The 23,396-nt window shown below is 56.4% G+C and carries 25 protein-coding genes; 13 read left to right on the top strand and 12 right to left on the bottom strand.

The genetic code is table 11. The annotated features are described in order from the left end of the window. Nucleotides 1–9: 9 nt before the first annotated feature. From treY to BN3796_RS14905, 4 genes are all read right to left on the bottom strand, one after another. Nucleotides 10–2,538, bottom strand: a complete 2,529-nt coding sequence (treY, locus tag BN3796_RS14920) for a malto-oligosyltrehalose synthase (RefSeq protein ID WP_061709141.1) — start codon at nucleotides 2,536–2,538, stop codon at nucleotides 10–12. Beyond that, a complete protein-coding gene (treZ, locus tag BN3796_RS14915; RefSeq protein ID WP_061709140.1) occupies nucleotides 2,535–4,322 on the bottom strand; it encodes a malto-oligosyltrehalose trehalohydrolase in 1,788 nt (595 codons plus the stop codon). Before treZ ends, treY begins: the two co-directional genes overlap by 4 nt. Before the next feature lie 85 nt (nucleotides 4,323–4,407). Then, nucleotides 4,408–6,222: a glycoside hydrolase family 15 protein gene (locus BN3796_RS14910; RefSeq protein WP_061709139.1), complete on the bottom strand. Its 1,815-nt coding sequence runs from the start codon at nucleotides 6,220–6,222 to the stop codon at nucleotides 4,408–4,410. Between the two features lie 43 nt (nucleotides 6,223–6,265). Continuing rightward, nucleotides 6,266–7,150: an SDR family oxidoreductase gene (locus BN3796_RS14905; RefSeq protein WP_061709138.1), complete on the bottom strand. Its 885-nt coding sequence runs from the start codon at nucleotides 7,148–7,150 to the stop codon at nucleotides 6,266–6,268. 157 nt (nucleotides 7,151–7,307) lie between these two features. On the opposite strand from BN3796_RS14905, the gene BN3796_RS14900 reads away from it, so the two are divergent. After that, on the top strand, nucleotides 7,308–7,583 hold the full coding sequence (locus tag BN3796_RS14900; protein WP_061709137.1) for a VF530 family protein: 276 nt from the start codon (nucleotides 7,308–7,310) through the stop codon (nucleotides 7,581–7,583). Between the two features lie 7 nt (nucleotides 7,584–7,590). Then, nucleotides 7,591–8,895, top strand: coding sequence for a glycoside hydrolase family 10 protein (locus BN3796_RS14895; RefSeq protein ID WP_061709136.1), 1,305 nt, complete (start codon nucleotides 7,591–7,593; stop codon nucleotides 8,893–8,895). On the opposite strand, the gene BN3796_RS14890 is transcribed toward BN3796_RS14895, so the two are convergent. Both BN3796_RS14890 and BN3796_RS14885 read right to left on the bottom strand, forming a co-directional pair. After that, the gene (locus BN3796_RS14890) at nucleotides 8,892–9,635 is read right to left on the bottom strand and encodes a MerR family transcriptional regulator (protein WP_061709135.1); all 744 of its coding nucleotides are present in this window, start codon (nucleotides 9,633–9,635) and stop codon (nucleotides 8,892–8,894) included. The two genes, BN3796_RS14895 and BN3796_RS14890, sit on opposite strands and share 4 nt — an antisense overlap. Nucleotides 9,636–9,802: 167 nt before the next feature. Beyond that, the gene (locus tag BN3796_RS14885; protein WP_061709134.1) at nucleotides 9,803–11,023 is read right to left on the bottom strand and encodes a diguanylate phosphodiesterase; all 1,221 of its coding nucleotides are present in this window, start codon (nucleotides 11,021–11,023) and stop codon (nucleotides 9,803–9,805) included. A gap of 296 nt (nucleotides 11,024–11,319) precedes the next feature. Between BN3796_RS14885 and ycgZ the strand changes: the two genes are divergently transcribed. From ycgZ to BN3796_RS14855, 6 genes are all read left to right on the top strand, one after another. Next, entirely contained in the window at nucleotides 11,320–11,559 is a 240-nt protein-coding gene (ycgZ, locus tag BN3796_RS14880) for a regulatory protein YcgZ (protein WP_061709133.1), read from the top strand. Between the two features lie 97 nt (nucleotides 11,560–11,656). Then, entirely contained in the window at nucleotides 11,657–12,022 is a 366-nt protein-coding gene (locus tag BN3796_RS14875) for a hypothetical protein (RefSeq protein ID WP_407681206.1), read from the top strand. A 39-nt stretch (nucleotides 12,023–12,061) separates the two neighbouring features. Then, entirely contained in the window at nucleotides 12,062–12,340 is a 279-nt protein-coding gene (locus BN3796_RS14870) for a biofilm development regulator YmgB/AriR family protein (protein WP_061709132.1), read from the top strand. Between the two features lie 93 nt (nucleotides 12,341–12,433). Further along, nucleotides 12,434–12,970: a GNAT family N-acetyltransferase gene (locus BN3796_RS14865; protein WP_061709131.1), complete on the top strand. Its 537-nt coding sequence runs from the start codon at nucleotides 12,434–12,436 to the stop codon at nucleotides 12,968–12,970. Between the two features lie 77 nt (nucleotides 12,971–13,047). Continuing rightward, complete coding sequence (locus BN3796_RS14860; protein WP_061709130.1) at nucleotides 13,048–13,245, top strand: hypothetical protein; 198 nt, start codon at nucleotides 13,048–13,050, stop codon at nucleotides 13,243–13,245. Between the two features lies 1 nt (nucleotide 13,246). Continuing rightward, the gene (locus tag BN3796_RS14855; protein ID WP_061709129.1) at nucleotides 13,247–14,017 is read left to right on the top strand and encodes a hypothetical protein; all 771 of its coding nucleotides are present in this window, start codon (nucleotides 13,247–13,249) and stop codon (nucleotides 14,015–14,017) included. Between the two features lie 196 nt (nucleotides 14,018–14,213). Here BN3796_RS14855 and BN3796_RS14850 read toward each other — a convergent pair whose 3' ends face one another. The 3 genes from BN3796_RS14850 to BN3796_RS14840 all read right to left on the bottom strand — a co-directional run bounded on the left by BN3796_RS14850 (nucleotide 14,214) and on the right by BN3796_RS14840 (nucleotide 16,089). After that, nucleotides 14,214–14,684 (bottom strand): RES family NAD+ phosphorylase, encoded by a 471-nt coding sequence (locus tag BN3796_RS14850; protein ID WP_061709128.1) that lies wholly within the window; start codon nucleotides 14,682–14,684, stop codon nucleotides 14,214–14,216. After that, complete coding sequence (gene parS / locus BN3796_RS14845) at nucleotides 14,681–15,124, bottom strand: type II RES/Xre toxin-antitoxin system antitoxin (protein ID WP_061709127.1); 444 nt, start codon at nucleotides 15,122–15,124, stop codon at nucleotides 14,681–14,683. The genes BN3796_RS14850 and parS overlap by 4 nt, the downstream gene beginning before the upstream one ends. Nucleotides 15,125–15,660: 536 nt before the next feature. Further along, entirely contained in the window at nucleotides 15,661–16,089 is a 429-nt protein-coding gene (locus BN3796_RS14840; protein ID WP_061709126.1) for an OsmC family protein, read from the bottom strand. A gap of 135 nt (nucleotides 16,090–16,224) precedes the next feature. Here BN3796_RS14840 and BN3796_RS14835 point away from each other — a divergent pair, with 135 nt between their 5' ends. The 5 genes from BN3796_RS14835 to adhP all read left to right on the top strand — a co-directional run bounded on the left by BN3796_RS14835 (nucleotide 16,225) and on the right by adhP (nucleotide 20,465). Then, nucleotides 16,225–16,746 carry a VOC family protein gene (locus BN3796_RS14835; RefSeq protein ID WP_061709125.1) on the top strand — a complete coding sequence of 174 codons (522 nt, stop codon included), beginning with the start codon at nucleotides 16,225–16,227 and terminating at the stop codon, nucleotides 16,744–16,746. A 141-nt stretch (nucleotides 16,747–16,887) separates the two neighbouring features. After that, nucleotides 16,888–17,103, top strand: a complete 216-nt coding sequence (gene bdm, locus BN3796_RS14830) for a biofilm-dependent modulation protein (RefSeq protein ID WP_061709124.1) — start codon at nucleotides 16,888–16,890, stop codon at nucleotides 17,101–17,103. 95 nt (nucleotides 17,104–17,198) lie between these two features. Then, a complete protein-coding gene (gene sra / locus BN3796_RS14825) occupies nucleotides 17,199–17,336 on the top strand; it encodes a stationary-phase-induced ribosome-associated protein (protein ID WP_061709123.1) in 138 nt (45 codons plus the stop codon). Between the two features lie 177 nt (nucleotides 17,337–17,513). Next, entirely contained in the window at nucleotides 17,514–19,211 is a 1,698-nt protein-coding gene (locus BN3796_RS14820) for an NAD-dependent malic enzyme (protein WP_061709122.1), read from the top strand. Nucleotides 19,212–19,454: 243 nt separating this feature from the next. Beyond that, nucleotides 19,455–20,465, top strand: a complete 1,011-nt coding sequence (gene adhP, locus BN3796_RS14815; protein WP_061709121.1) for an alcohol dehydrogenase AdhP — start codon at nucleotides 19,455–19,457, stop codon at nucleotides 20,463–20,465. Between the two features lie 75 nt (nucleotides 20,466–20,540). Here the strand turns inward: adhP and araJ are convergent, their stop codons facing one another. The 3 genes from araJ to fdxH form a co-directional block, all read right to left on the bottom strand. Then, nucleotides 20,541–21,707 (bottom strand): MFS transporter AraJ, encoded by a 1,167-nt coding sequence (araJ, locus tag BN3796_RS14810; RefSeq protein WP_061709120.1) that lies wholly within the window; start codon nucleotides 21,705–21,707, stop codon nucleotides 20,541–20,543. A gap of 160 nt (nucleotides 21,708–21,867) precedes the next feature. Then, nucleotides 21,868–22,518: a formate dehydrogenase-N subunit gamma gene (gene fdnI, locus BN3796_RS14805; protein ID WP_061709119.1), complete on the bottom strand. Its 651-nt coding sequence runs from the start codon at nucleotides 22,516–22,518 to the stop codon at nucleotides 21,868–21,870. Continuing rightward, on the bottom strand, nucleotides 22,511–23,395 hold the full coding sequence (gene fdxH / locus BN3796_RS14800; protein ID WP_061709118.1) for a formate dehydrogenase subunit beta: 885 nt from the start codon (nucleotides 23,393–23,395) through the stop codon (nucleotides 22,511–22,513). The genes fdnI and fdxH overlap by 8 nt, the downstream gene beginning before the upstream one ends. Between the last annotated feature and the right edge of the window lies 1 nt (nucleotide 23,396).

Raw genomic sequence — 23,396 nt, 5'->3', positions numbered from 1 at the left:
CTCCACATATTATTCGACGGTGAGCAGGATCTTCAGGCATCCTGCTGCGCCTGCCAGTTCAAGCGTTTCATTCAGTTGGGTCTCTTCTGCGCTAAACAGATCGCGCCATGTTCGGCCCGCCAGGCTCTCAGGGAGCGCGACGGTCGTATCTCCCCAGAGCTGGTCATAGCCGGAAGTCAGGCTCTCTGCCGTGATGTCAAAAACCAGGCGCGGAACGGCCACGATCAGCGCCATGTTCTCTTCCACACGGGCATAAACGATAAGGTTATCTTCCCGGTTACCGCTAACCTTCAGCGGCAGCCAGTCGCCATAGCGGAACAGCGTCGGATAGTGCTGGCGCAGGCGTAACAGCGTGGCGGTGACATACTGTTTCACCCTGCCGTTTCGCCAGTGCTGCTCGTCCTGAAAGAGCGTCGGTCCGGCGGTCTGCAGATCCCGGGCAAGGGTGGCAAAATCGGGTTCCCGTCGGTTGTCCGGATCGACCAGACTAAAGTTCAGCCCTTCGCTCCCCTGGTAAATATCAGGTACGCCTGGCGCCGTCAGCTTAATGACCGTCTGGGTAAGACTGTTCATCAGCCCCGCACGCACGAAAGGCTGCAGGTTCTCGTTGAAATCATCCAGAAAGAGCCGGTTATCGGCGGACAGCAGATGGCGGGCATACTTCAGGACTACGCTCTCGTAACTTTCATTACTGTCGATCCAGTCGGTACGCTGCTTGGCCTCGCGCAGCGCCTTCTCGACAAAGCCAAGAAAACGCTCTTCCAGCTCCAGCAGGCCGTCGCGATCGTCGGGGGTTAAGGTCGCCGGCCAGACGCCCGCCAGCGCCTGGTAGAGCATCCAGGTGTCGGCCGCGTCCGGGGCGGTACCGTCATTAAGGAAGCGGACATGGGTCTGATTCACCTGACGCCAGCGGGCAAGCGATTCAGCCCAACGTTCCGGCGCTTCGGTAAGGGTATAGAGGCGCGCCCGGGCATCCTCGCCGCGTTTGGTGTCATGCGTGGAAGTGCCGAGCAGCGCATCGGGCTGGCTGGCAAGACGAATACGCATCTCCTGGTGAAAGCGTGCCAGAGAGAAAGCGCGTGGATTGGGATCTCCCCCCACCTCGTTTAAGGCAAGCCCCATGTTGTGGCGGAAGAAGAGCGTATCCTCTACCGATTTCGCCATCAGCGGCCCGGTAAGCTGCTGGAAGCGCGTCCTGAACAGCCCCGCCTTTTCAAGACTCTCCGCGATCAGTTCGCCGGTCAGAATATGAATGATCAGGTTCAGCGCCGCGGGTTCAGGGGGCGTCTCCTGGGCGTTAACTTTGCCGATAACCCGGTGCAGCAAGGTGATATCCGCCGCGGTCACACCATCCGGCGTACCGTAGGTGCGATAGACAGGAAAGGCGATCAACAGCTCCCGGAGGGCGTGGTGCAGCGCCTCCCTGTCACTCTCCACGCCGTTCTCCCCGGCAAGCTGCTCCGCCAGATTAAGCAGGGTGGTAAATTCGCCCTCGAAATTGCGATCGACCATCAGCCCTTTGGCATCCCGCAGTTCGTTTTGCTTATCTGCCGTGGTGCCGAGCACCTCGTCATGGATGCGCTCCAGGGTGTCGAACCGGTCGTCATCCACCAGTACTTCGGCCAGCGAGGCGATAAATTCATAGCCCGTGGTGCCGGAGATGGGCCACTCTTCCGGGAGCTGTTCCCCCTTCGCGAGGATCTTCTCCACGGTAATGTAGCAGTCCGGCCCGGCAGCCTGGCGCAGCCGTTGCAGATAGCCCAGCGGATCGGCGAGCCCATCAACATGATCGATACGCAGGCCGTCCACCACGCCGCTATGCACCAGCGAGAGGATCAGCCGGTGCGTGGCATCAAATACCGCCTCATCCTCCACCCGCACGCCCACCAGCCCGGTGATCTCAAAGAAACGTCGCCAGGAGAGCTGTTTCGGCGCCTCCCGCCAGGACATCAGCCGCCAGCTTTGCGCCTCGTGCAGTCGGGTCAGGGTATCAACATCGGGATTCGCCAGCAGCGCCTCTTCCTGGCCGGCAACGCTCTCCGGGTTCAGGGGATAGCGCGTCTCATAGTAGTCAAAGACCAGCCCGTCGTCAGGATCCCGGGCGAGCGTGATGGCGCCCTTCTCCAGCTCCGCCTCAAAGGTGTCCCCCAGAAAAGGCAGCGTAAGCGGACGCGACCAGTCGATATCGAAGTAACGCGCGTAAGGGCTTTTCTGCCCGTTCTTGATTACATCCCGCCACCAGCGATTTTCCAGCGAGGTGGACATATGGTTAGGAACAATATCCAGGATCAGCCCGATTCCCGCCTGACGTAGGGCCGCGGACATACGGTCAAACCCTTCCCGGCCGCCTATCGCCGGATCGATTTCGTCGGGGTCGACGACGTCATAGCCGTGCGTGGAGCCCGAGGCCGCCGTAAAGATGGGCGAGGCGTACAGATGGCTGATACCCAATGATTTCATATAGGGCACCAGCGCCGCGGCACGATCGAAGGTCATGCCGTTGCGAAACTGAATACGGTAGGTAGCGGAAGGTATCATGACAATGCTTCTCCATCAGCAAAGCGGACGATAATCGTGTTCGGCGTCAGCGTATCCTGCTGCTCCGGCCAGGCGAAAAGCACCTCGCCGGGCATGGCGGGTAGCGCCTGCGTATCGGTGCCGATATTCAGCGCCAGCGAAAGCGTTCCCGCGGCAAAGCGCCAGCTAACCGCCACCATTCCAGGGGCGGTGTGCAGCACCTGACTCTCCACACGGCTGACCGGGGTCAGCAGCGGCACAATATGACGATGACGCAATTCAATCAGGGTACGTGTAAACCTTAGCCAGGATTTTCCCTCTTCGCTTGCCACCTTTTTCCAGTCCAGCTTCGCGCGGGTAAAGGTGGTCAACGCGTTGGGATCCGGGACAGTTTCATCATGCCCCGCATGACCGGAAAACTCCCGGGCGCGCCCTTCGCGTACCGCTTTCGCCAGCTCGCCATGAAAATCGGTGAAAAAGAGGAAAGGATGCGTCTCGCCATACTCCTCACCCATAAACAGCAGCGGGATATGGGGCGACAGGAGCAGCGCGGCGAGCAGCACGCGCGTTTTTTCCGGTCCGGCGAGGGTAATCAGCCTGTCGCCCTGGGCGCGGTTACCGGTCTGATCGTGATTCTGGATAAAATCGACAAACGCCTGCGGCGGCTGGTCGACGCTGCTCACCCCGCGCGGCTCACCGGTCTGAGGGGAGATCTCTCCCTGATAGGAGAACCCTTCCGCCAGCGCCCGGGCAAAATGTTTCTCCGGCTGGTCAGCGAAATCCTGATAGTAGGCGTGGGTTTCACCGGTTGCCAGCACGTGCGCGGCGTTATGAAAGTCGTCGTTCCACTCGGCGGTAAAAAGCGGCGTGTTACCCGCTTCGTCGCGTGGATGAAGGAAGATGACGTTACGGCTGTCCTCGGTGGTGAGATGAATATGCCGGTCGGGGATCGCGGTACGAATACGCTCCGCGATATCCTCCAGCAGCGGCTTTTCGGCGCTGTCCTCGATCCAGTCGATGGCGTCAAAGCGCAGTCCGTCGAGCCGGTATTCGGTCAGCCAGAAGAGCGGCGCGTCGATAATATACTGCCGGACGGCCGCATTCTCGTAGGCGATGCCGTGTCCCCAGGGGGTCATGCGATCCTTATGGAAGAAATCTGGCGAGAGCAATGGAAGGTAGTTACCTTCCGGGCCGAAGTGGTTCAGTACGATATCCAGCACCACGGAGAGCCCCAGACCGTGAGCGGCATCGATAAAGGCGTGGAAATCTTCCGGCGTACCATAGGCGGAGTGCGGAGCGTAGAGCAGTACGCCATCATAGCCCCAGCCACGCGAGCCGCCAAACTGGGAGACGGGCATAACCTCTATCTGGGTTATCCCCAGCTCCACCAGGTAGGGCAGTTTTTCAATCGCCGCCCGGAAGGTTCCCTCCTCGGTAAAGGTACCGATATGCAGTTCATAAATAACCGTCTCTTCCCAGGGGCGTCCTTTCCAGTCGTTATTTTCATGGTGATAACGACCAGGGTCGATTGTCAGGGAGGGACCGTTCACCTCGCCCTTTTGCGCCCGGGAGCCTGGATCGGGAATACGCATCCCGTCAGCCAGCTCATACTGATATTCGGTGCCGTGAGGTACATCCGGCACCGTAATCTGATACCAGCCATCCTCCGCCTGCTCCATTGGAAGCGCTTTATCACCGAGACGTAACGTGACCGACTGCTGTCCGGTCGCCCAGAGACGAAAGCGGACGCTGTTATCAGAAAGGTATTCCGCACCCCAGTGCTTATGAAAGATTCTGGATTCCATTCATTGCCCTCATCTGTCGTAAAGTTAATGCGATACGAAAAATAGCTTAGACCAGCCTGCAAGGAATGATGTGACACTGTCACGTTTATTCGTTGTCGGCTATGGCTTTGGCCGCGCTGATCAGCGCCAGATGGCTTAGCCCCTGGGGCATATTTCCCCGCCACTCGCCGGTTCGGATATCAAACATCTCGTTAAAGGTCTCCACATTCCCGCGGTTGCAGAGCTTATGAAGAATCTCATCCATGCTCTCGCGGGCCAGCGCGACTTCCCCCAGCGAGGCCCAGGCTTCCACTAGCCAGAAAGAGCAGGCGACAAACGTGCTCTCTTCTTTCTCCACGCCGCTGTAGCGATAGAGCATGGCACTACCCGCCCCCAGCTCCTGACGGATAGCGTGGCAGGTGGATTTCATTCTGGCGGGGTTAACGCGATTACCATAGCGGGAGACCAGCCCCAGAGAGGCGTCCAGATAGTGATCGTCCCCGGCATAAAAGCGGTAAGCCTGACGGCTCTCCGACCAGCAGTGCTCCTCTATCCAGTCGCGGATGCGGTCCCGCTCCCGTACCCAGCGCCCTTTCCATGTGGGCTCGATATGCTTGTCCTCCGCCAGCACGATGGCGCAATCCAGCGCCAGCCAGCAGCACATTTTGGAGTGGGTATAGTGCCGCTCTTCCGGTAGCTCCCAGATGCCGGAGTCCTTCATTCGCCAGCGGTCGGCACACTGGTTAGCCAGCTGGCCCAGCAGCCGGGAGGTATTAAGGTCAAGAATATGACCCGCCTCGATAAACAGCTTCGCCACCCCCAGCATATCGCCATACATGCTGAGCTGGCGCTGGTCCCGGGCGTTATTGCCGATGCGTACCGGGCGCGACCCTTTGTAGCCCTCCAGTTCGGGATAGCGTTCCCGCGGCACCAGCTCTCCGTCCAGGGTGTAACAGGTGCGCATCTCGGTACCATGCTTCATGATAGTTTGCGACAGCCATGAGAAAGCCGCTTTACACTCCTCCAGCACCCCCAGGATCGTAAAGGATTTGATGATAAGGCAGGCATCGCGCACCCAGGCGTAGCGGTAGTCATAGTTTTTCGCACCGCCAATGCCTTCCGGCAGCGAGGTGGTCGCCGCCGCGGCCAGGGCGCCGGTCGGGGAGTACCAGAGAAACTTCAGCGCCAGGGCGGAGCGCACCACATGTTTTTTATAGCAGCCTTCCCACGTCAGCCCGTCCGCCCATTCGGTCCAGGCCTTGTGACTGGTTTCGATGCGCCTGTCAATCGCGGTGATATCGGGTACCGCCAGCGGCTCGTTTTTGGTGATGACCAGTCCCACCACCGCCTGCTCCCCCGCCTGCAGCACCATCTCCGCCTCGATCTTTTCATCACAGGCATGACTGATTGTGACGTTGTCACTGTGGAGCAGTATCGCCATCAAATCGCCGATATGGTAAACGCCCCCCTGCTCTGTTTCTGAACGCCAGGGGGAGAGCGTTTCACCCACCGTCCCGAAAAGGAGATCCAGCCTGACGCTGACCTCTCCCTCTGTGCATTCGACGCGTCTTGCCAGCTCGCTCCAGGGCAACCGGCCCGCCAGCGTACTGTTGATCGACTCGGTTATTCGCACCGTGCCGCGCGCGGTTTCAAAACAGGTTTCCAGCACATTACTCGCGTCCCGGTAGGCGCGACTCACGGTATAGGGCTCCGTGGGGGTTAAAGCGAAATAGCCGCCTGTCCGGGTATCGAGCAGGCGGTCAAAGAGCGGCGGAGAGTCAAGGTTCGGGGCGCACCACCAGTCAATCGCCCCGTCCGGCGCAATCAGCGCCACGGAGCGTCCTTCTCCGATTGCGGCGTACTCTCCCAGCCCCATAAATCCTTTTACCCGTTCGGGCGTATGAACAACGGCGTTTTTCATGGATTTATCCTTGCTGGTTAATAACCTCTCTTCCTGCGGGGCGTCAGAGCGTGCCGTTACCGCCGTCTGAACACCAGACCTGACCCGTGGTATAACTGCTGCTCTGCATGGAGGCGAGCGTGACGTAGAGCGAGGCGATCTCCGCCGGCTGGCCGGGGCGCCCCAGCGGCGTCTGCGCGCCAAGCGAAGTTATCTTCTCCTGCGGCTGTCCGCCGGAGATCTGCAGCGGCGTCCAGTACGGCCCCGGCGCGACGGCGTTGACGCGGATCCCCTTGCTGCCAAGCTGTTTGGCCAGCGATTTGGTGAAGGCGACAATGGCAGCTTTGGTCTGGGCGTAGTCGAGGACGATGGCGTCAGGATCGAACGCCTGCACCGACGAGGTGTTGATAATCGCGCCGCCTTCAGGCAGATGCGGTACCGCCGCGCGGGTGATCCAGAACATCGCGTAGACGTTAGTTTTGAAGGTGGCGTCAAAATCCGCGGTGGTGAGATCGAGAATGGAGTTACAGTACTGCTGACGTCCGGCGTTATTGACCAGAATATCCAGCCCGCCCAGCTCCGCCACCGCGCGCTCCACCAGCGTATCGCAGAACGACTCCACACGAATATCGCCTGGAATGGCGCAGCCTTTACGTCCTTCCGCCTTAATCAGACGGATGACTTCTACCGCGTCCTCCTCCTCTTCGGGGAGGTAGTTGATCGCCACGTCGGCCCCTTCCCGGGCAAAGGCGATCGCGACGGCGCGTCCTATCCCGGAATCGCCGCCGGTAATCAGCGCTTTTTTACCGATCAGCCGGCCGGTCCCCTGATAGGAGGTTTCGCCATGATCCGGCAGCGGTTTCATTTTGCTGGCAAGGCCAGGAAAAGGCTGGAGCTGTTCGGAAAAGGGAGGAAAAACAAACGAACGTTGGGTGATTTCTTGCGTCATGGCGGCTCCTTGCGATGGGTAAGTGAACATTAAGCATGGCACAAATGTGATGAATATCTCGTTTGTCCAAAAATAAAGCCTGCCGTGGTCGTCGCTTGCCACCTGGCCGCCTCGCGCCCTATTATTCTTCACGGATACTTTTACTAATGGACGATATATGACAGCTCACACCTCCAGGGACCCTTTGCACGGCGTAACGCTTGAGATGCAGGTCAATGCCCTGGTTGCCCACTTCGGATGGAATCAGCTGGGCAAACGCATCACCATCAACTGCTTCAATAACGATCCCAGCGTCAAATCGAGCCTGAAGTTTCTGCGCCGGACCCCGTGGGCGCGCGCGCAGGTAGAGGCGCTTTATCTGGAGATGCTGCAAGACCAGGCGGAGCCGGCGCCCGCGTCGCCCTGGTCCACCCACCGCCAGCAGAAGGGGTAGCCGCCCGATGAGATCTTTTACTCGCTCCGGCGCGCTGGTAGCCTGCGCGCTGTTACTCGCCAGCTGCGCCTCAAAGCCGCCAAAATCGCTGGTCACCCCCCTGCCGCCGGTGGCCAGAGAGCCGCAGCCCACTCAGCCTCAGCATCCCGGGGAGCCAATGCGCGGCATCTGGCTGGCCACCGTATCCCGGCTCGACTGGCCGCCCCTGGCCTCGGTTAACGGAGTGGATAGCGCAACCCGCATCGCCATGCAGAAAAAGGCGCTGACCGATAAGCTCGACAAACTCCGCCGTCTGGGGATTAACACGGTTTTCTTCCAGGTCAAACCGGACGGCACGGCGCTCTGGCCTTCGCGCATTTTACCGTGGTCCGATACGCTCACCGGCACCATCGGCCAGGACCCTGGCTATGATCCGCTGCAGTTTATGCTGGATGAGGCCCACCGGCGCGGCATGCAGGTTCATGCCTGGTTTAACCCCTATCGGGTCTCCACCAATATCAAACCCTCTACCGTGGCGGAGCTGAACCGGACGGTTTCTCTCAATCCGGCCAGCGTCTTTGTGTTGCACCGGGAGTGGGTCCGTACCGCCGGGGACCGCTATGTACTTGACCCCGGTATTCCGGAGGTGCGCGACTGGATCACCAGCATCGTGGCGGAAGTGGTTTCCCGTTACCCGGTAGACGGGGTGCAGTTTGACGACTATTTCTATACCGAGACGCCCGGCTCGCGCCTACAGGATGAGCAGACCTTCCGCCGTTACGGGCAGGGCTTTGCCTCCAAAGCGGACTGGCGTCGGCACAATACGCAGCTGCTGATCGAGAATGTCTCCCGCACCATCAAACAGATCAACCCGAACGTGGCGTTTGGCGTCAGCCCCGCCGGGGTGTGGCGTAACCGCTCTCACGATCCGGCGGGTTCGCAGACCTCAGGCGCCGCCGCTTACGACGAATCGTTTGCCGATACCCGCCTGTGGGTGCAGAAAGGCTACCTTGATTACATTGCGCCGCAAATTTACTGGCCCTTTACGCGCAAGGCTGCCCGCTATGATGTGCTGGCCCGCTGGTGGGCCGACGTGGTGAAATCGACGCATACCCGTCTCTATATCGGGGTCGCGCTCTATAAGGTCGGCGAACCGTCGCGTATTGAGCCGGAATGGATGGTCAACGGCGGGGTGCCGGAGCTGAAGAAACAGTTGGATCTGAACGAGTCGGTGCCGCATATCGACGGCACTATTCTCTTCAGGGAAGATTATCTCAATAAACCGCAGGCTCAGCAGGCGGTGAACTACCTGCAACGCCGCTGGGGAAGTTAAGCGGAAAGCGCGGGAGCATGGATGGCGACGGCGTAACCCTGCCGTCGCCAGTGTTCAAGCCGCTGCGCCTGGTCAGGTGAAAGGGGTTTACCGGTCCAGACGATAATCTGCTGTCCCGGGAAAAACTCCGGGTGCAGTTCTTCGAGAGGTTCAGCCAGCACGTCAACGCGCCAGCCCGTATGGGAAAGACGCCACGCCTCCAGCCACAGGCTGGTGCGATCGTCAATTCCCCAGCCAATCAGCAGCGCATCTTTACCCGCTTTACGGCGCACCTCGCCTAAATGGATCACCGCCTGTTCAATCAACGCGCCATCAAGCAGGCTAAGCATCACGCGGGCGGTATTGAGATCCAGACTCAGGCGTTCACGTACTGGCTGATAAACATGATCGATTAATGCATCAACCGGATGTTCCCGCCCCAGCAGGGCAAGGCGGGTACGCAGTCTGGCCGGGCTGACCTGCCGCAGGGTTGACATCATCTCTTCCTGCAGCGCTGTCCAGTCCCCCGCTGCGGGGATTTTACCCTTGTCCAGCAACGCTTTGACCTTTCCCACCGGCACGCCGCTTTCGATCCAGCGCTTAATTTCCTGGATGCGCAGAATATCATCCTCGTCAAACTGCCGGTGCCCCCCCTCACTACGCTGGGGTTTCAGCAAACCATACCGCCGCTGCCATGCGCGCAGCGTGACGGGATTAATTCCACATCGCTCTGCCACATCGCCGATGCTGTAAAAGGTCATTGATATCCTCGTGCTCACAACGGGTACTCAACTGTTACGCTAACCCATCCTGAAAGCCTGTACAACCTTTGAATGTTGTACAATTGTGAAACGTTTGATATCAGTTTTCCAAAATAGCGACAATAAATCAACCCCTTCCCTGCTGTACAACCTCTGCGTCAGGCGGATTACAGCTCCTCTCGCTTTTCCGGCCAGGCGACCGCCGGAATGGCGCCAAAGCCTGGAGGCGCAAAGAGATAGCCCTGAAATTGCGAAATACCCGCCGCTTCCAGCCACATCCACTCTTCCGGCTTTTCAACGCCAACCGCGGAGATCAAGATTTCCAGAGTTGTACAACATTGAATGATCGCCTGGATAATCGCCTGCCTTGGGCCGCTTTTATGCACGTCGGAGATCAGCTCCCGATTGATTTTGATTCGGTCCGGCTGGAACTGTGCCAGCAGCAGCAGCCCGGCGAACCCCGCCCCGAAGTGATCGATAGCGATACCAATCCCGGATGCCTTAAGCTGCCTGGCCGCACCGGTAAACTCATCCAGACGCGAGATAACCTCACTCTCGGTAAATTCGATGACGACCTGCTCAGGAACAAAGCCGTTATCCGCGATAGCCTGCAACAGAAAATCGACCGCATCAGGAACTTTCACCAGCGTCATCGGCAGCAGATTGATCGACAGACTCTGCTCGCGCAGCCCCAGTTTCGCCGCCATCGCCAGGGCAACTTTTTTACTCTGCAGGTCAGCCTGGTAAATGTCGTCGCCGCTGAGTCCGGCAAAGTAATGTTCCGGCGAATGGCCACCCGGGGAGCGGAGCAGCGCCTCGCAGGAGATAATCTCCTGCGCCAGCGGGTCAATAATGGGCTGGAAGGCGAAGTGGCAGTCGGCAGTTTCATCGGGGTGTAAAGGAGGCTCCGACGGCGTATCGGCGTCCGGAACAAAGCTCCAGCTATCTGCAGGAGGAATTTCAAAGTAGTTCTCCTTCTCCCGCTCCTCCACAAACGTGCGAAAAAATTGCAGCGCGCGGTCGTTGTAGAGCAGCTGGTATTTAGTGGTCCCCTTATCCAGCACGGTTTGCAGCACCTCCTCCCTGTCGTGTTCGCGTAAATCGAACAGCTCCATGCCGGTTCTGCCAAAACGGCGCGCGGGCGCGTAATCGCGCAGCAGCTCCACGACGTTGTAGTGACGGCGATCCTCGCAAATATGTTCGTATATCGCCCTGACCTTCTGCTCCGGGCCCTCAAGCAACTGGAAAAAGTGTTTGCCGTTAAACAGCAAAATTCCCGTTACGTCAGCGCGACTGTTGATCTCATTTGCTTTAGCGACCATAGCTTCCAGTTCCTGCGACGGAACGTTGTCAAGAATATGGCTACGGTAAATGATGGTGGTAAGCATATGGGGTCCGAAAGGATATAAGTGAAACGTCACACTATCAGAGACAGGGCAAAGCGTCGCCTTGTTTCTAAAAGGTTAAATCATGTCTGAACGTGCAACTATTTACGCTATGCATAGTAAATATTTAACAAAGTTAGCGAATTGTTATAGCTGATTAACCATTAAGTTATTGAATTAAATGGATAACACTAAAAATTTCAAAATTTATTTGTTAAATTGTACAGTTTTTGTGTACAGTATTTTCAAGCTTGTATAACGTTTTCGCTTATACATAATTAACTTTTACAGGAGCCCCCATGCGCCAGAACAGTTATCTACCGGATGCAGCGAGTGCCATTACCCGCTATTTTAATAAAGCGGCCTTACCCACTCAGCAGGAGACGCTTGGCCAGATTGTGGTGGAAATTCTGCGTGAGGGCAAAATTCTGAATCGTAAGTCACTCTGTACCAAGCTGCTGTCCCGTCTTGAAATGGTGAGTGATAAAGAGGAAGAGACCCACTACCACACGTTGATTGGTCTGCTGTTTGACCGTTGAGATCCTGGCCAGCTACTGAATACCCTTTACGTAGTCAGTTCCGGTGCGTTGCCTTACAAAGAGGTAACTGTTTCGACACCGTACCCGAACTGACTGTATGCCGCGTTTTGCACAGCAGAGTGAGGCAATCAGAGATGCAGTTATGAAGAGAAGTGAACTAGAGCAACTGACCGACGAGCTGATTGGAGAAGCGGTCTTATCTCTTTTAAAAGAGAAAGGTCCGATCAGCATTAAGACACTTATCGCGCGGTTGAGGGTGATGAAAACCCATGAGCAGGATGAAGAGCGGCGCGAAGCGTTGCAGTGCGTGATTACGGAGATCGCCAGCAGCGACGTCGGTTCGTTGAGAAACAACAAGGAAGAGGAAAGAAACGAGCGTGAAAGGAACAGACGCAGCAGTAATGATAACGTTTACCCGTTGTTTGGCGTCAGCCAGCAAGGTACCGACAGCAAAAAACATTAACGCTAACCATCAACTTTACATTTTAACCGGTGTGACATCATGAGCCAGGCTACGCTATCGAAACCCGATCTCTTTGCAGATTTACCCGACCCGGCCCTTTCTAATTATCTTCGTAACGCCGGAGAGCTGCTGGCCGACGAGTCTGCCCTGCTTAAAGCAGTGACTGGCGAAATCCTCGCCGCGCAAGGCCATTTGACCCACAAAGCGATCATTCTGCGCCTGATCCAGGAGCTGGAGTGCACCCGCGACGTGGTTAAAGCTGATGTGATTCGCAAAGCGCTGGAGATTATTGTCGACCATACCATGGACGATCTTTAATTCTGGCCGCTGGCGGTTACCCGCCGCCAGCCCCCCTTCCTTTTTCTCCTCCTGTGCTACCCTTTCTTTTCCCTCTCTCTGACAGGATGATTCATGCTGATAAGAAAAGGCACTGCTGCAGATCTTCTCCCGCTGGAAAAATGCGATTTCTCCTTTAATGTTAACCATATCGCCCGCGGCCCGTTTATCGACAGCGAATTGCGCATCGAGTCGCTCTCCGAACCCTTTATCAAAACCTATGAACTCGATCTCCAGACCCTGGAGGATCACTGCGTTAAGCCGGACGCCCTTTTCCTGCTGGCCGAAACCGGGGAGCGCGACATCGCCGGGTTTATCACCGCCTCGCTGCACAACAGCCATATTGTCTCTATTGACTATCTTGCAACCGACAGCGCCCTGCGCAGGCATGGCGCCGCCCGCAAGCTCATGAGCGCCGTTCACCGCTGGGCAGAGGAGAAAAAGGCCGCCGGGCTGCGTCTGGAGACACAAAACGTCAACGTTCCCGCCTGTCTCTTCTATCGTCAGTACGGCTTTGAGCTGGCCGGCTACGATCGCTATCTCTACGATGCCCTGCCGCAACCGGAAAAAGATGAAGTGGCGCTCTTCTGGTACTACCGCATGAACAATTAACGCGCTTTCCGCCGGATATATCTGACATTGCCCCCGCTTTCTGTAGTGCTTTCTATACTGTTAGCCGGAGGTAATTGATGAAAAAGATGATTCGCGCGTTATTCGCCAGTCCCGATGCCCTGCTACAGGTTATGAGCCACAGTGAAATCCAGGATGCCATCGACGATGGCGAGCGCATTGTAATTGATGCCGACGGCAACCCCTCGGTGAACATCCATTGCAAACATGTACAGGATGATTTCCGTCGCCATGTCGATGCGCTGAAGAGGGCCTGAGATGGGAACGGCAATCTTTATGGTCCTGATGGTCTGCGGCTACTGGTACACCAGCCACGACCTTTCCACCCGCTTTAAATTCAAACGCAGCTTCGGCTGGGATGTCTATTTTCTCGTGGCGCTCTACGGCTGCGTCTTTGTGTTGCAGGGGATCCTGGCCACCGCGCTGCTCTGGATTGTGCTTTTTGTTATATCCGCGGCGTTAAACGCCTTTCCTGAACTTTCCGGGGCAGATCATTACCACTATCAGATGAGCTTTATGAACTGGACCTTTCTTGGCATCCAGGCTCCGGTGGTTATTATGCTGGCCTTCGCCGTGCTCTTCTGTCTTTGGCGCTCCAACTGGGCGCGGAGCGCGCGGCTGGATATCAACGGGCGACGGGAGCTCTATAAGCATCTGTCGCGGGCTAACGGCGTGGAGGGGTTACTTTATCAGTGCATGGAGAAAGGCGACCTCGCCTGGGTCACCCTTAAATCACAGCGCATCTACATTGGAATGGTCCACACCGCCACCTTCGACGGCGGCGAAGCGAACAATATCGTTATCGTGCCGATGCTGAGCGGCTATCGCGATAAAAAAACGCTGGATCTGCATATCGAGCATAACTACAGCGCCTGGTATGACGCGAAAGGGATCGATCTGATCTCGGAGCCGCAGTCGGCGCTCGATTTTCGTAAGGTCATTCTCCTCTCCCAGGTCGAAAGTCTCTCCCTCTTCGATCCGGCACAGGTAATCGCCATGGGTATTCACCGCTCGCAGGAGGCGGAGTAGCCTCCCTTCGTTCGCCCGGCGGGCGAGCGGGTGAAGTGGAAACTGAATCTGGACACCTGAACAGAGTTGATATGCTCACCTCAAAAAAACTCAGGTGCTCCAATGAAAAAAAGAAATTTTGGTAGTTTATCGGTACTGAACACCGGCACTACAGCTTCAGGATGTGCTCCGGGAATGGATGTCATTCCCGATAAGGTCAGTGGCGCGATGGCGTAAGTCTGCTGTCGAAGCGGAACGGAATGGTCTGCGCTTTCTGGATGATGCTGAAGAAGTCCGGGTGCTCCGGGTTCAGGAGGAAATTATACTCGACGGGTGACAGGGCGCTGGGTACGCGTAACGCAACGGAACCAGCTGAAAAGCACCAGGCATCACCATATGCAGCCAGTTCCGGGGGAGCGTCTTCATCAGCCCAATTATCCGGCAGTTCATCCATACTGGCGGTCTGAATCTGCTCATCTGGAACATCGATACGCAGCAGCGTGAAAGAATCCAGAATATGTGCAGCATGCAGATGCACGAGCGTCTCCAGCATTGTCAGTGAGGCCGTTTCTGAGACATAAACCATCGAGACGCCCGGGCTGTTCCAGCGGCCTCCGGCCTGCCGGGCGCCAAATCCTGTCCAGGCTGTGGAAAGGTATTTGGTTTTGGTCAGCCGGTAGAGGATCACGAGTAAACCCCATGTTCAAGACGCGTGATCAGCTTCATGACCTCATATGCACCGGTTTCGGATGCCATGAGCTCCGCAGGCACTTTCCAGCTGAGCGCCCTGTTCGGCTCATTCAGCCATTTCTGGGCCTCGTCCTTGTTACCTTCAAAGAGGTCTACCGCCCGGTCGATGACGCGAATGACGCGCACCAGCCGTTCGCTCTGCTCGGCAGTAAAACGTGCTTTCCGGCTGCGGCTGAATGTCGTGGAGGGGATACCGGACATCTTCCGCAGGTCGTTTTGGGTTATTTTTGCCCAGTCGATAATGACATCTGCAACGTTGCCATCGAGACCTTCGTGAATCTGGCCCAGCAACGCCACACCATCGGAACTATTTAACCCGGCAACCTGCCATAAGCGCGGCGGCCGGGCTTGGGTTGACGACAAGCTAAAAGTTTTCATAACTGACCTCCCATTTGGTGTTTTAATTATACCCAAATGGTTATAAAACGGCAAATAAACCCCTTGTGCCGCAAGCGGGCTGTTTGGATATCGAAATACACAGCAGGTATAATCTCACCATTGAAAGTACGGGTAATCTCGATCAATAGCAAAAGCCACACATCCCAATATGGACATAATAACTGCCGCAACATCCACTTTTATCTCAATTTTCAGATCGATAAAGACAGGACTGCCATTAACCACACTTAATTTCTGAAAATGCCCTTTATCACTACCACCCCTTTGGATAGCACAGCCAGGCATCTATCATACGGGTTTCGCTGACAGCCGCTGCTTATATACCGGTTTCCGGAAAAAAAGACGGAGTGAGCACTGTTCACATGCTTTTACCCACCGGCCAGAGAGTCGATCACCTCTGTTCAGGTAGTCAAATTCATTATTCCACTTCAGGGCAAGGCTGGTATGAAGGCATACCAGGAAAGTTTTAAAGAGGGGAAAATAAAACCGGGCAGCTATGCTGCCCGGCGGGAGAGTTAGTTCAGCGTATAATCCAGCGTGATTTCAGCGTTAAGCAGCTGCGAAACTGGGCAGCCCGCTTTGGCTTTCTGAATAACACCGTCAAACTGCTGCGGATCGATGCCCGGGACGGTCACTTTGCTCTGCAGAGCGACTTTAGTGATGGCAAAACCTCCCTCTTTTTTATCCAGCGACACGTCAGCAGTGGTGTCGATGGAATCGGCGGTATACCCCGCTTCGCCGAGCATGAGGGATAGCGCCATAGAGAAGCAGGCCGCATGTGCAGCGCCAATCAGCTCCTCGGGATTGGTCCCCTTTTCACCCTCAAAACGGGTATTAAAGCCGTAGGGTTGCTGGTTCAGCACACCACTTTCTGTCGAAACCGTACCTTTGCCCTTTTTGATATCACCTGACCAGTGTGCAGAACCGTGTTTATGAATTGTCATTGTTGCTCTCCTTTTGGCTTGCAAAGGGATAAGTATAGAACGTTCGACACATTCTGCAGGGGAAGCAGGAGAACTCTTAAAAGACCCGACGCGAGGAGCGGCTGCTATAGTTGCCTTAAAACAGAGGAGAAAAAGATGACTTCACCGGTACGCGGAATAGACCATATTGGCATTACGGTGCCTGATATCGAGCAGGCAACCTATTTTTTTGAAAATGCACTGGGGGCAAAAGTGCTTTACCGGTCAGCAGAAAAGGGAGATGGAAATATCGATAATAAATCCCAGAGAGAGACGCTACGTTTATATCCGGGGACAGAAATAACCGCTATTCGGATGCTGATATTACCCCGCGGACCGGGAATAGAATTATTTGAAATGCACGCTCCAGAACAGCAACAGGCCGCCCGCGCCAGCGATTTTGGCTTACAGCATTTCGCGGTCTATGTGGATGATTTCGCGGAAACTATCTCCCGCTTCACCGCCGCTGGTGGAGAGATGTTTACTGAACCTAAGCCTTTATCCTTTCCCGCTGAACGCGGCGAAGGCAATGCGTTTTGTTACGGTAAAACCCCCTGGGGCAGCGTAGTGGAATTGATATCCTGGCCCTCGCCCATGCCCTATGAAAAATATTCTTCAGCGCGTCGCTGGAAGCCGTAATTAATTAATACAGGATATATCCTCGTGAATATTTTGTTTCCAGGACGAATCTGAGCCACAGCGGCAAGAATATTTGCCATTCTGAATGTGAATTAAGTTTTGCGAGCCGTACCATTAAACAGATAACGACACGGAGGCACCATGTTTACTTATTACTCAGCAAATACTTCATCTGCACAGCCGGAACTGGTCAACGCCATTGCGCAGGGTCTGCGCGCCGAAATGGGGGCGGTCACTGAAGATGACATTTTAATGGAGCTGACCAAATGGGTCGAAGCGTCCGACAATGACATCCTCAGTGATATTTACCAGCAGACGATCAACTACGTCGTTAGCGGCCAACACGCCCCGCTCTGAAAACCTGCTATGCTGGATCTGCAACCTAAGGGGTTACATTTCGTTCGCTACAGCGAACCTGTCCTTAAAACTATCAACAGGATTGAGGAGTAAGCATGAAATCGAACCGTCAGGCACGCCACATTCTTGGGCTGAACTACAAACTCTCTAACCACAAAAAAGTGGTAATTGAAGAGAACAATGAGACCGTCGTTAACAACGGTAGCGGCAGAAAACGCCACTCAGAGAAGTAAGCCAGGCCTTTAACAGCCAGCAGACACCATCGGTCACCCCGATGGTGTTTTTGTTTTCAGGGGCGGAAATTCCGCCCCGGCTCCTTTATACTACCCGCCGACCGCAGCCCTGATGACCAACACCGCGACAAGAAATGGCACGACCAGGGACGTATATTCAAACAGCGAGTGAGAAATATGGACAACAAAGCCACAAAACATCGTTCCCTCTACATTCCCTATGCAGGCCCGGTGTTGCTGGAGTTTCCCCTGCTGAACAAAGGCAGCGCCTTCAGCATGGAGGAGCGCAGCAGCTTTAACCTCCTCGGCCTGCTGCCAGAGGTCGTGGAAACCATCGAAGAGCAGGCAGAGCGCGCCTGGATCCAGTATCAAGGCTTCAAAACCGAAATCGATAAACATATCTACCTGCGCAACATTCAGGACACCAACGAAACGCTTTTCTACCGCCTGGTTCAGAACCACCTCGATGAGATGATGCCAGTGATCTACACCCCGACGGTGGGAGCGGCCTGCGAACGTTTCTCTGAAATTTACCGCCGCTCCCGCGGAGTCTTTATCTCCTGGCCGAACCGGCACAACATGGACGATATCCTGCAGAACGTGCCGAACCACAATATTAAAGTAATCGTGGTCACCGACGGCGAACGTATTCTGGGGCTGGGCGATCAGGGGATCGGCGGGATGGGGATCCCGATCGGTAAGCTCTCGCTCTATACCGCCTGCGGCGGTATCAGCCCGGCCTATACCCTGCCGGTGGTGCTGGATGTGGGCACCAACAACCAGCAGTTGCTTAACGACCCGCTCTATATGGGCTGGCGCCATTCGCGTATCACCGATGACGAGTACTATCAGTTTGTGGATGACTTTATCCAGGCGGTCAAACAGCGCTGGCCGAACGTGCTGCTGCAGTTTGAAGATTTCGCCCAGAAAAACGCCATGCCGCTGCTTAACCGCTACCGGGATGAGATCTGTTCTTTCAATGACGATATTCAGGGTACGGCGGCGGTCACCGTCGGCACGCTGATCGCTGCCAGCCGTGCGGCGGGCAGCCAGCTCAGCGAGCAAAAAATCGTTTTCCTCGGGGCGGGCTCCGCCGGTTGCGGTATCGCCGAGCAGATCATCGCCCAGACCCAGCGCGAGGGGTTAAGCGAAGAGCTGGCGCGCTCCCGTGTCTTTATGGTGGATCGCTTCGGCCTCTTAACCGACGGGATGCCAAATCTGCTGCCGTTCCAGACGAAGCTGGTACAGAAGCGCGATAACCTCCGCAGCTGGGATACCGATAACGAGGTGCTCTCCCTGCTCGACGTGGTGCGCAACGTCAAGCCCGATATCCTGATCGGCGTCTCCGGCCAGACGGGACTGTTCACGGAAGAGATCATCCGGGAGATGCACAAGCACTGCCCGCGTCCGATCGTGATGCCGCTCTCTAACCCGACCTCCCGCGTTGAGGCGACGCCGCAGGACATTATCGCCTGGACCGAAGGCAACGCGCTGGTCGCCACCGGCAGCCCGTTCGCGCCGGTGGTCTGGAAGGATACGACCTACCCCATCGCCCAGTGCAATAACTCCTATATCTTCCCGGGGATCGGTCTGGGGGTGATCGCCTCCGGCGCGTCGCGCATCACCGACGAGATGCTGATGTCCGCGAGCGAAACGCTGGCCAAGCACTCGCCGCTGGTCAATAACGGCGAGGGGCTGGTGCTGCCGGAGCTGAAGGATATTCACACCGTCTCCCGTGCCATCGCCTTTGCTGTCGGCAAAATGGCCCAGCAGCAGGGCGTGGCGGTTAAAACCTCTGCCGATGCGCTGCAGCAGGCCATTGACGAAAACTTCTGGCAACCGGAATACCGCAGCTATCGCCGCACCTCCATCTGATGTCAAACTGCCCTCTCCTTTTTACTGTGAGAGGGCAATTTTACTTGTCCATTCTTTTCTCCCGCGCCCCGCTTTGTTAAGCGAAATTAATCGATACCGCACGCATTTATCGCGCATATCCCCCTCAAAGTATTACCGCATGTTTCATGGCCCTTGCATCCATGTGGCTAAAACATTAATCCTTAGGGGGTAGAGCACTTTTTTTCCTGCTACGCAGAAACTCATCATGCAAAGGAGAAACACATGAAGGCTGCTGTTGTTACTCACGATCATCAGGTAGAAGTGACTGAAAAAACGTTACGCCCGCTGCGTCACGGTGAAGCGTTGCTGAAAATGGAGTGCTGTGGCGTCTGCCACACCGATTTGCACGTTAAAAACGGCGATTTTGGCGATAAAACCGGGGTGACGCTGGGGCATGAAGGGATCGGTGTCGTCACAGAGATTGGGCCGGGCGTTACCTCCCTGAAGCCGGGCGATCGCGCCAGCGTGGCGTGGTTCTTTGAAGGCTGCGGCCACTGCGAATATTGTAACAGCGGCAACGAAACCCTCTGCCGCAACGTGAAGAACGCCGGCTACTCGGTGGATGGCGGCATGGCGGAAGAGTGCATCGTCACCGCCGACTACGCGGTCAAAGTGCCGGACGGCCTCGACTCCGCCGCTGCCAGCAGCATTACCTGTGCGGGGGTCACCACCTATAAAGCGGTGAAAGTCTCGGAGATCAAACCGGGCCAGTGGGTTGCCATCTATGGCCTTGGCGGGCTGGGTAACCTGGCGCTGCAGTATGCGAAAAACGTCTTTAACGCCAAAGTCATCGCGGTTGATGTGAATGACGAGCAGCTGAAGCTGGCCGCCAGCATGGGCGCCGATCTGACGGTTAACTCCCGCAGCGATGACGCGGCGAAGTTTATTCAGGAGAAAACCGGCGGCGCGCATACGGCAGTGGTGACAGCCGTGGCGAAAGCGGCCTTCAACTCCGCCGTTGACGCCGTGCGCGCGGGCGGGCGCGTGGTGGCGGTGGGTCTGCCGCCGGAAGCGATGAGCCTCGATATTCCGCGCCTGGTGCTAGACGGCATTCAGGTAGTCGGCTCCCTGGTGGGCACCCGTCAGGATCTGACCGAAGCGTTCCAGTTTGCCGCCGAGGGCAAAGTGGTGCCGAAAGTGGCGCTGCGTCCTATCGAGGATATCAACGCTATTTTTAAAGAGATGGAACAGGGGCAAATTCGCGGACGTATGGTGATCGACCTGCGCTCCTGATTTAAATCTTTTTCTCCGCCCTCTTCAACCGGAGGGTGTTATCTACGGGGCGCGCTTTCGCCCCGTACTCCTGTATCAGGCTAACGCCGTCTGGGCCCGTTTTGCTTTGGTATGCCCGTAGAACAACAGCGAAGACATCGCGGCGAACGACAGCAGCGCCGCAGGCAGCGTAACGTAGCTCCAGCTAAAGCCCAGCGTAATCATCATCCCGCCGAAGTACGCGCCGATGGCGCTGCCGAGATTAAACGCCATCTGCCCGCCTGCGGCCCCCAGCATTTCCCCGCCCTTCGCATTCTGCAGCAGCAGAATCTGCAATGGCGCTGAAAGGGCAAACAGCCCGGCACAGCAGATAAAGCCCATCGCCAGCGACGCTCCCTGATGCTCGCCAAAGGCAAAGAGCAATAACAGGGACAAGACGATCACCAGATCGGTGGTCGCCGCAATACGCAGCGGGCTGAAGCGCCCGGAAAGCCGCCCGCTGACGATGTTGCCCAGCACCATCCCGAGCCCCATCAGCATCATGATGGCGGTCATAAACCCTTCGGAAAAGCCGGAGACGTTCAGCATAAACGGCTTAACAAAGCTGAACCAGGCAAATACCCCGGCGTTGCCAAACATGGTGGCGGCGAAGATAAGCCACGGCTCGGGCTTTTTCAGGAAATGGAACTGCTCGGCGAGACGGGTCTCGCTTCTGTCAGACAGGGGCGGCACCCAGAGCAGCACCGAGAGGATTACCAGCGCGTCAAAGGCGGCAATCAGGAAAAAGGTGTAGCGCCAGCTGTAAGTATGCCCCAACCAGGTGCCCAGCGGCACGCCGATGAGGTTCGCCACCGTCATGCCGGAGACCATCCCCGCCACCGCCAGGGTGACTTTACCCGGCGGGGCGATTTTCGAGAGGATAATCGCCCCGACGCCAAAAAAAGCGCCGTGCGGAAAGCCTGATATCAGCCGGGCAAGCGCCAGCATCGGATAGGAGGAGGAGAAAGTAAAAAGCGCGTTGCCAGTCACACAGAGCGTGACCAGAAACAGCAGGATATGCTTAAGGGAAAACCTACCGGAGAAGAGCGCCATAATGGGCGCGCCAATCACCACCCCGAAGGCATAGAACGAGATCATGTTTCCGGCGGAGGGGATAGAGATGCCGGTGTCATGCGCCAGCTCGGTCAGAACACCCATGATGCCAAACTCGGCCATCCCGAGCCCGAAGGTGCCCAGCGCCAGCGAGAAAACGGTTTTTTTCATACAGCAAACCTGTTTCAAAGTGGAATGGCAGGCATTATTGATGATTCTGTCAGGGTGAGCCAGCGCAAAGCCTGCGCCTGACACGTTCATCCATTAAAACAGGTTGGGTTGTGAATATGAGAGGAAATAACGGGCGACATTGCGCCGCCCGTGTTGACGTTTACTTCAGGCCCTGCGCGTTTTCCTGCTTCGCTTCCATGCGCTCGACATCCTGATACCAGCGCGGGTGGTGTTTCTTCGCCCAGCGGCGGCTCACCTTCCCTTCGATCATGCCCTTAATCGACCCTTTCACCCAGAAAGCCATATACATATGGATCAGGATGGCGTGGATCAGAATAATGGCCGCCGTCGCGTGGATCAGCAGGCTGTAGCGAATCACCTGGATCGGGAAGTACTGCGCAAAGTAAGGACGCCAGATAATGACGCCGGTCACCAGCAGAACAAAGATCATGCTCATAATCGACCAGAACATCATCTTCTGTCCGGCATTGTACTTGCCCACCCGGGCGACCTTGTGTTCGTTGCCCTTCAGTACTTCGACAATCCCTTTCACCCACGGAATGTCTTGCTTATCCGGAATGTTATGGTGCACGAAGCGCACGAACATAAACATCAGCGCCACGAAAATCAGCACGCCGAAGAACGGGTGCAGGATGCGTCCCATCTGCGGCGTCCCGAAGGTTTCAGTGAGCCATTGCAGAGTCGGGAAGAAGAACGAAATCCCCGACAGCGCCACCAGGAAGAAGCAGATCACCACCGTCCAGTGACAGGCGCGGTCGATGAACTTTGTACGCACGATCATCTTACTCATGATGCTCCTCCTCGTCCTCATCCACCTCTTTGTTGGGACCAATGCCGATATAGTGATAAATCAGCCCGGCGAAGGTGGCGATAAAGCCCGCCGCCGAGAGCGGCTTCAGCACCCCTTTCCACAGGTTGACGGAGGTGTCGATCGCCGGATCTTTCGGCAGATTGTGATACAGCTCCGGCTGGTCGTTGTGGTGCAGCACGTACATCACGTGCGTACCGCCCACCCCCGGCGGGTTGTAGATGCCCGCATTCTGATAGCCTCGCGCTTTGAGCTTGTCCACCCGCTGCTGCGCCACCTCCAGCATCTCTTTCTTGGTGCCAAAGTGAATCGCCCCGGTTGGGCAGGTCTTAACGCAGGCAGGCTCCTGGCCGACGCTGACGCGGTCGACGCAAAGCGTGCATTTGTAGACCCGGTTATCCTCTTTGTTGAGACGCGGGATGTTAAACGGACAGCCTGCGATGCAGTAGCCGCAGCCGATGCAGTTATCCTGCTGAAAATCGACAATACCGTTAGCGTACTGAATAATTGCCCCGGCAGAGGGGCATGCCTTCAGGCAGCCCGGATCTTCGCAGTGCATACAGCCATCTTTACGAATCAGCCACTCCAGCTTGCCGTTCTGCTCGGTTTCGCTAAAACGCATCACCGTCCAGGATTTAGCGCTCAGATCCGCCGGGTTATCGTAAACCCCCACGCAGTGCCCCACCTCATCGCGGATATCGTTCCACTCCGAGCAGGCCACCTGGCAGGCTTTACAGCCCACGCAGGAGGAGACATCGATAAGCTTGGCCACTTCCGCTTTGTAGTCCCGCGCGCGCGGCGCGGGAGTAATCGGGTTGGTGGCGGAGCGTTTAATAATGTCCTGTGTTTCCATTGCCATT

The organism is Pseudenterobacter timonensis, from assembly GCF_900021175.1.
GTDB lineage: Bacteria > Pseudomonadota > Gammaproteobacteria > Enterobacterales > Enterobacteriaceae > Enterobacter > Enterobacter timonensis.
This window is presented reverse-complemented; position numbering and strand designations above follow the sequence as displayed.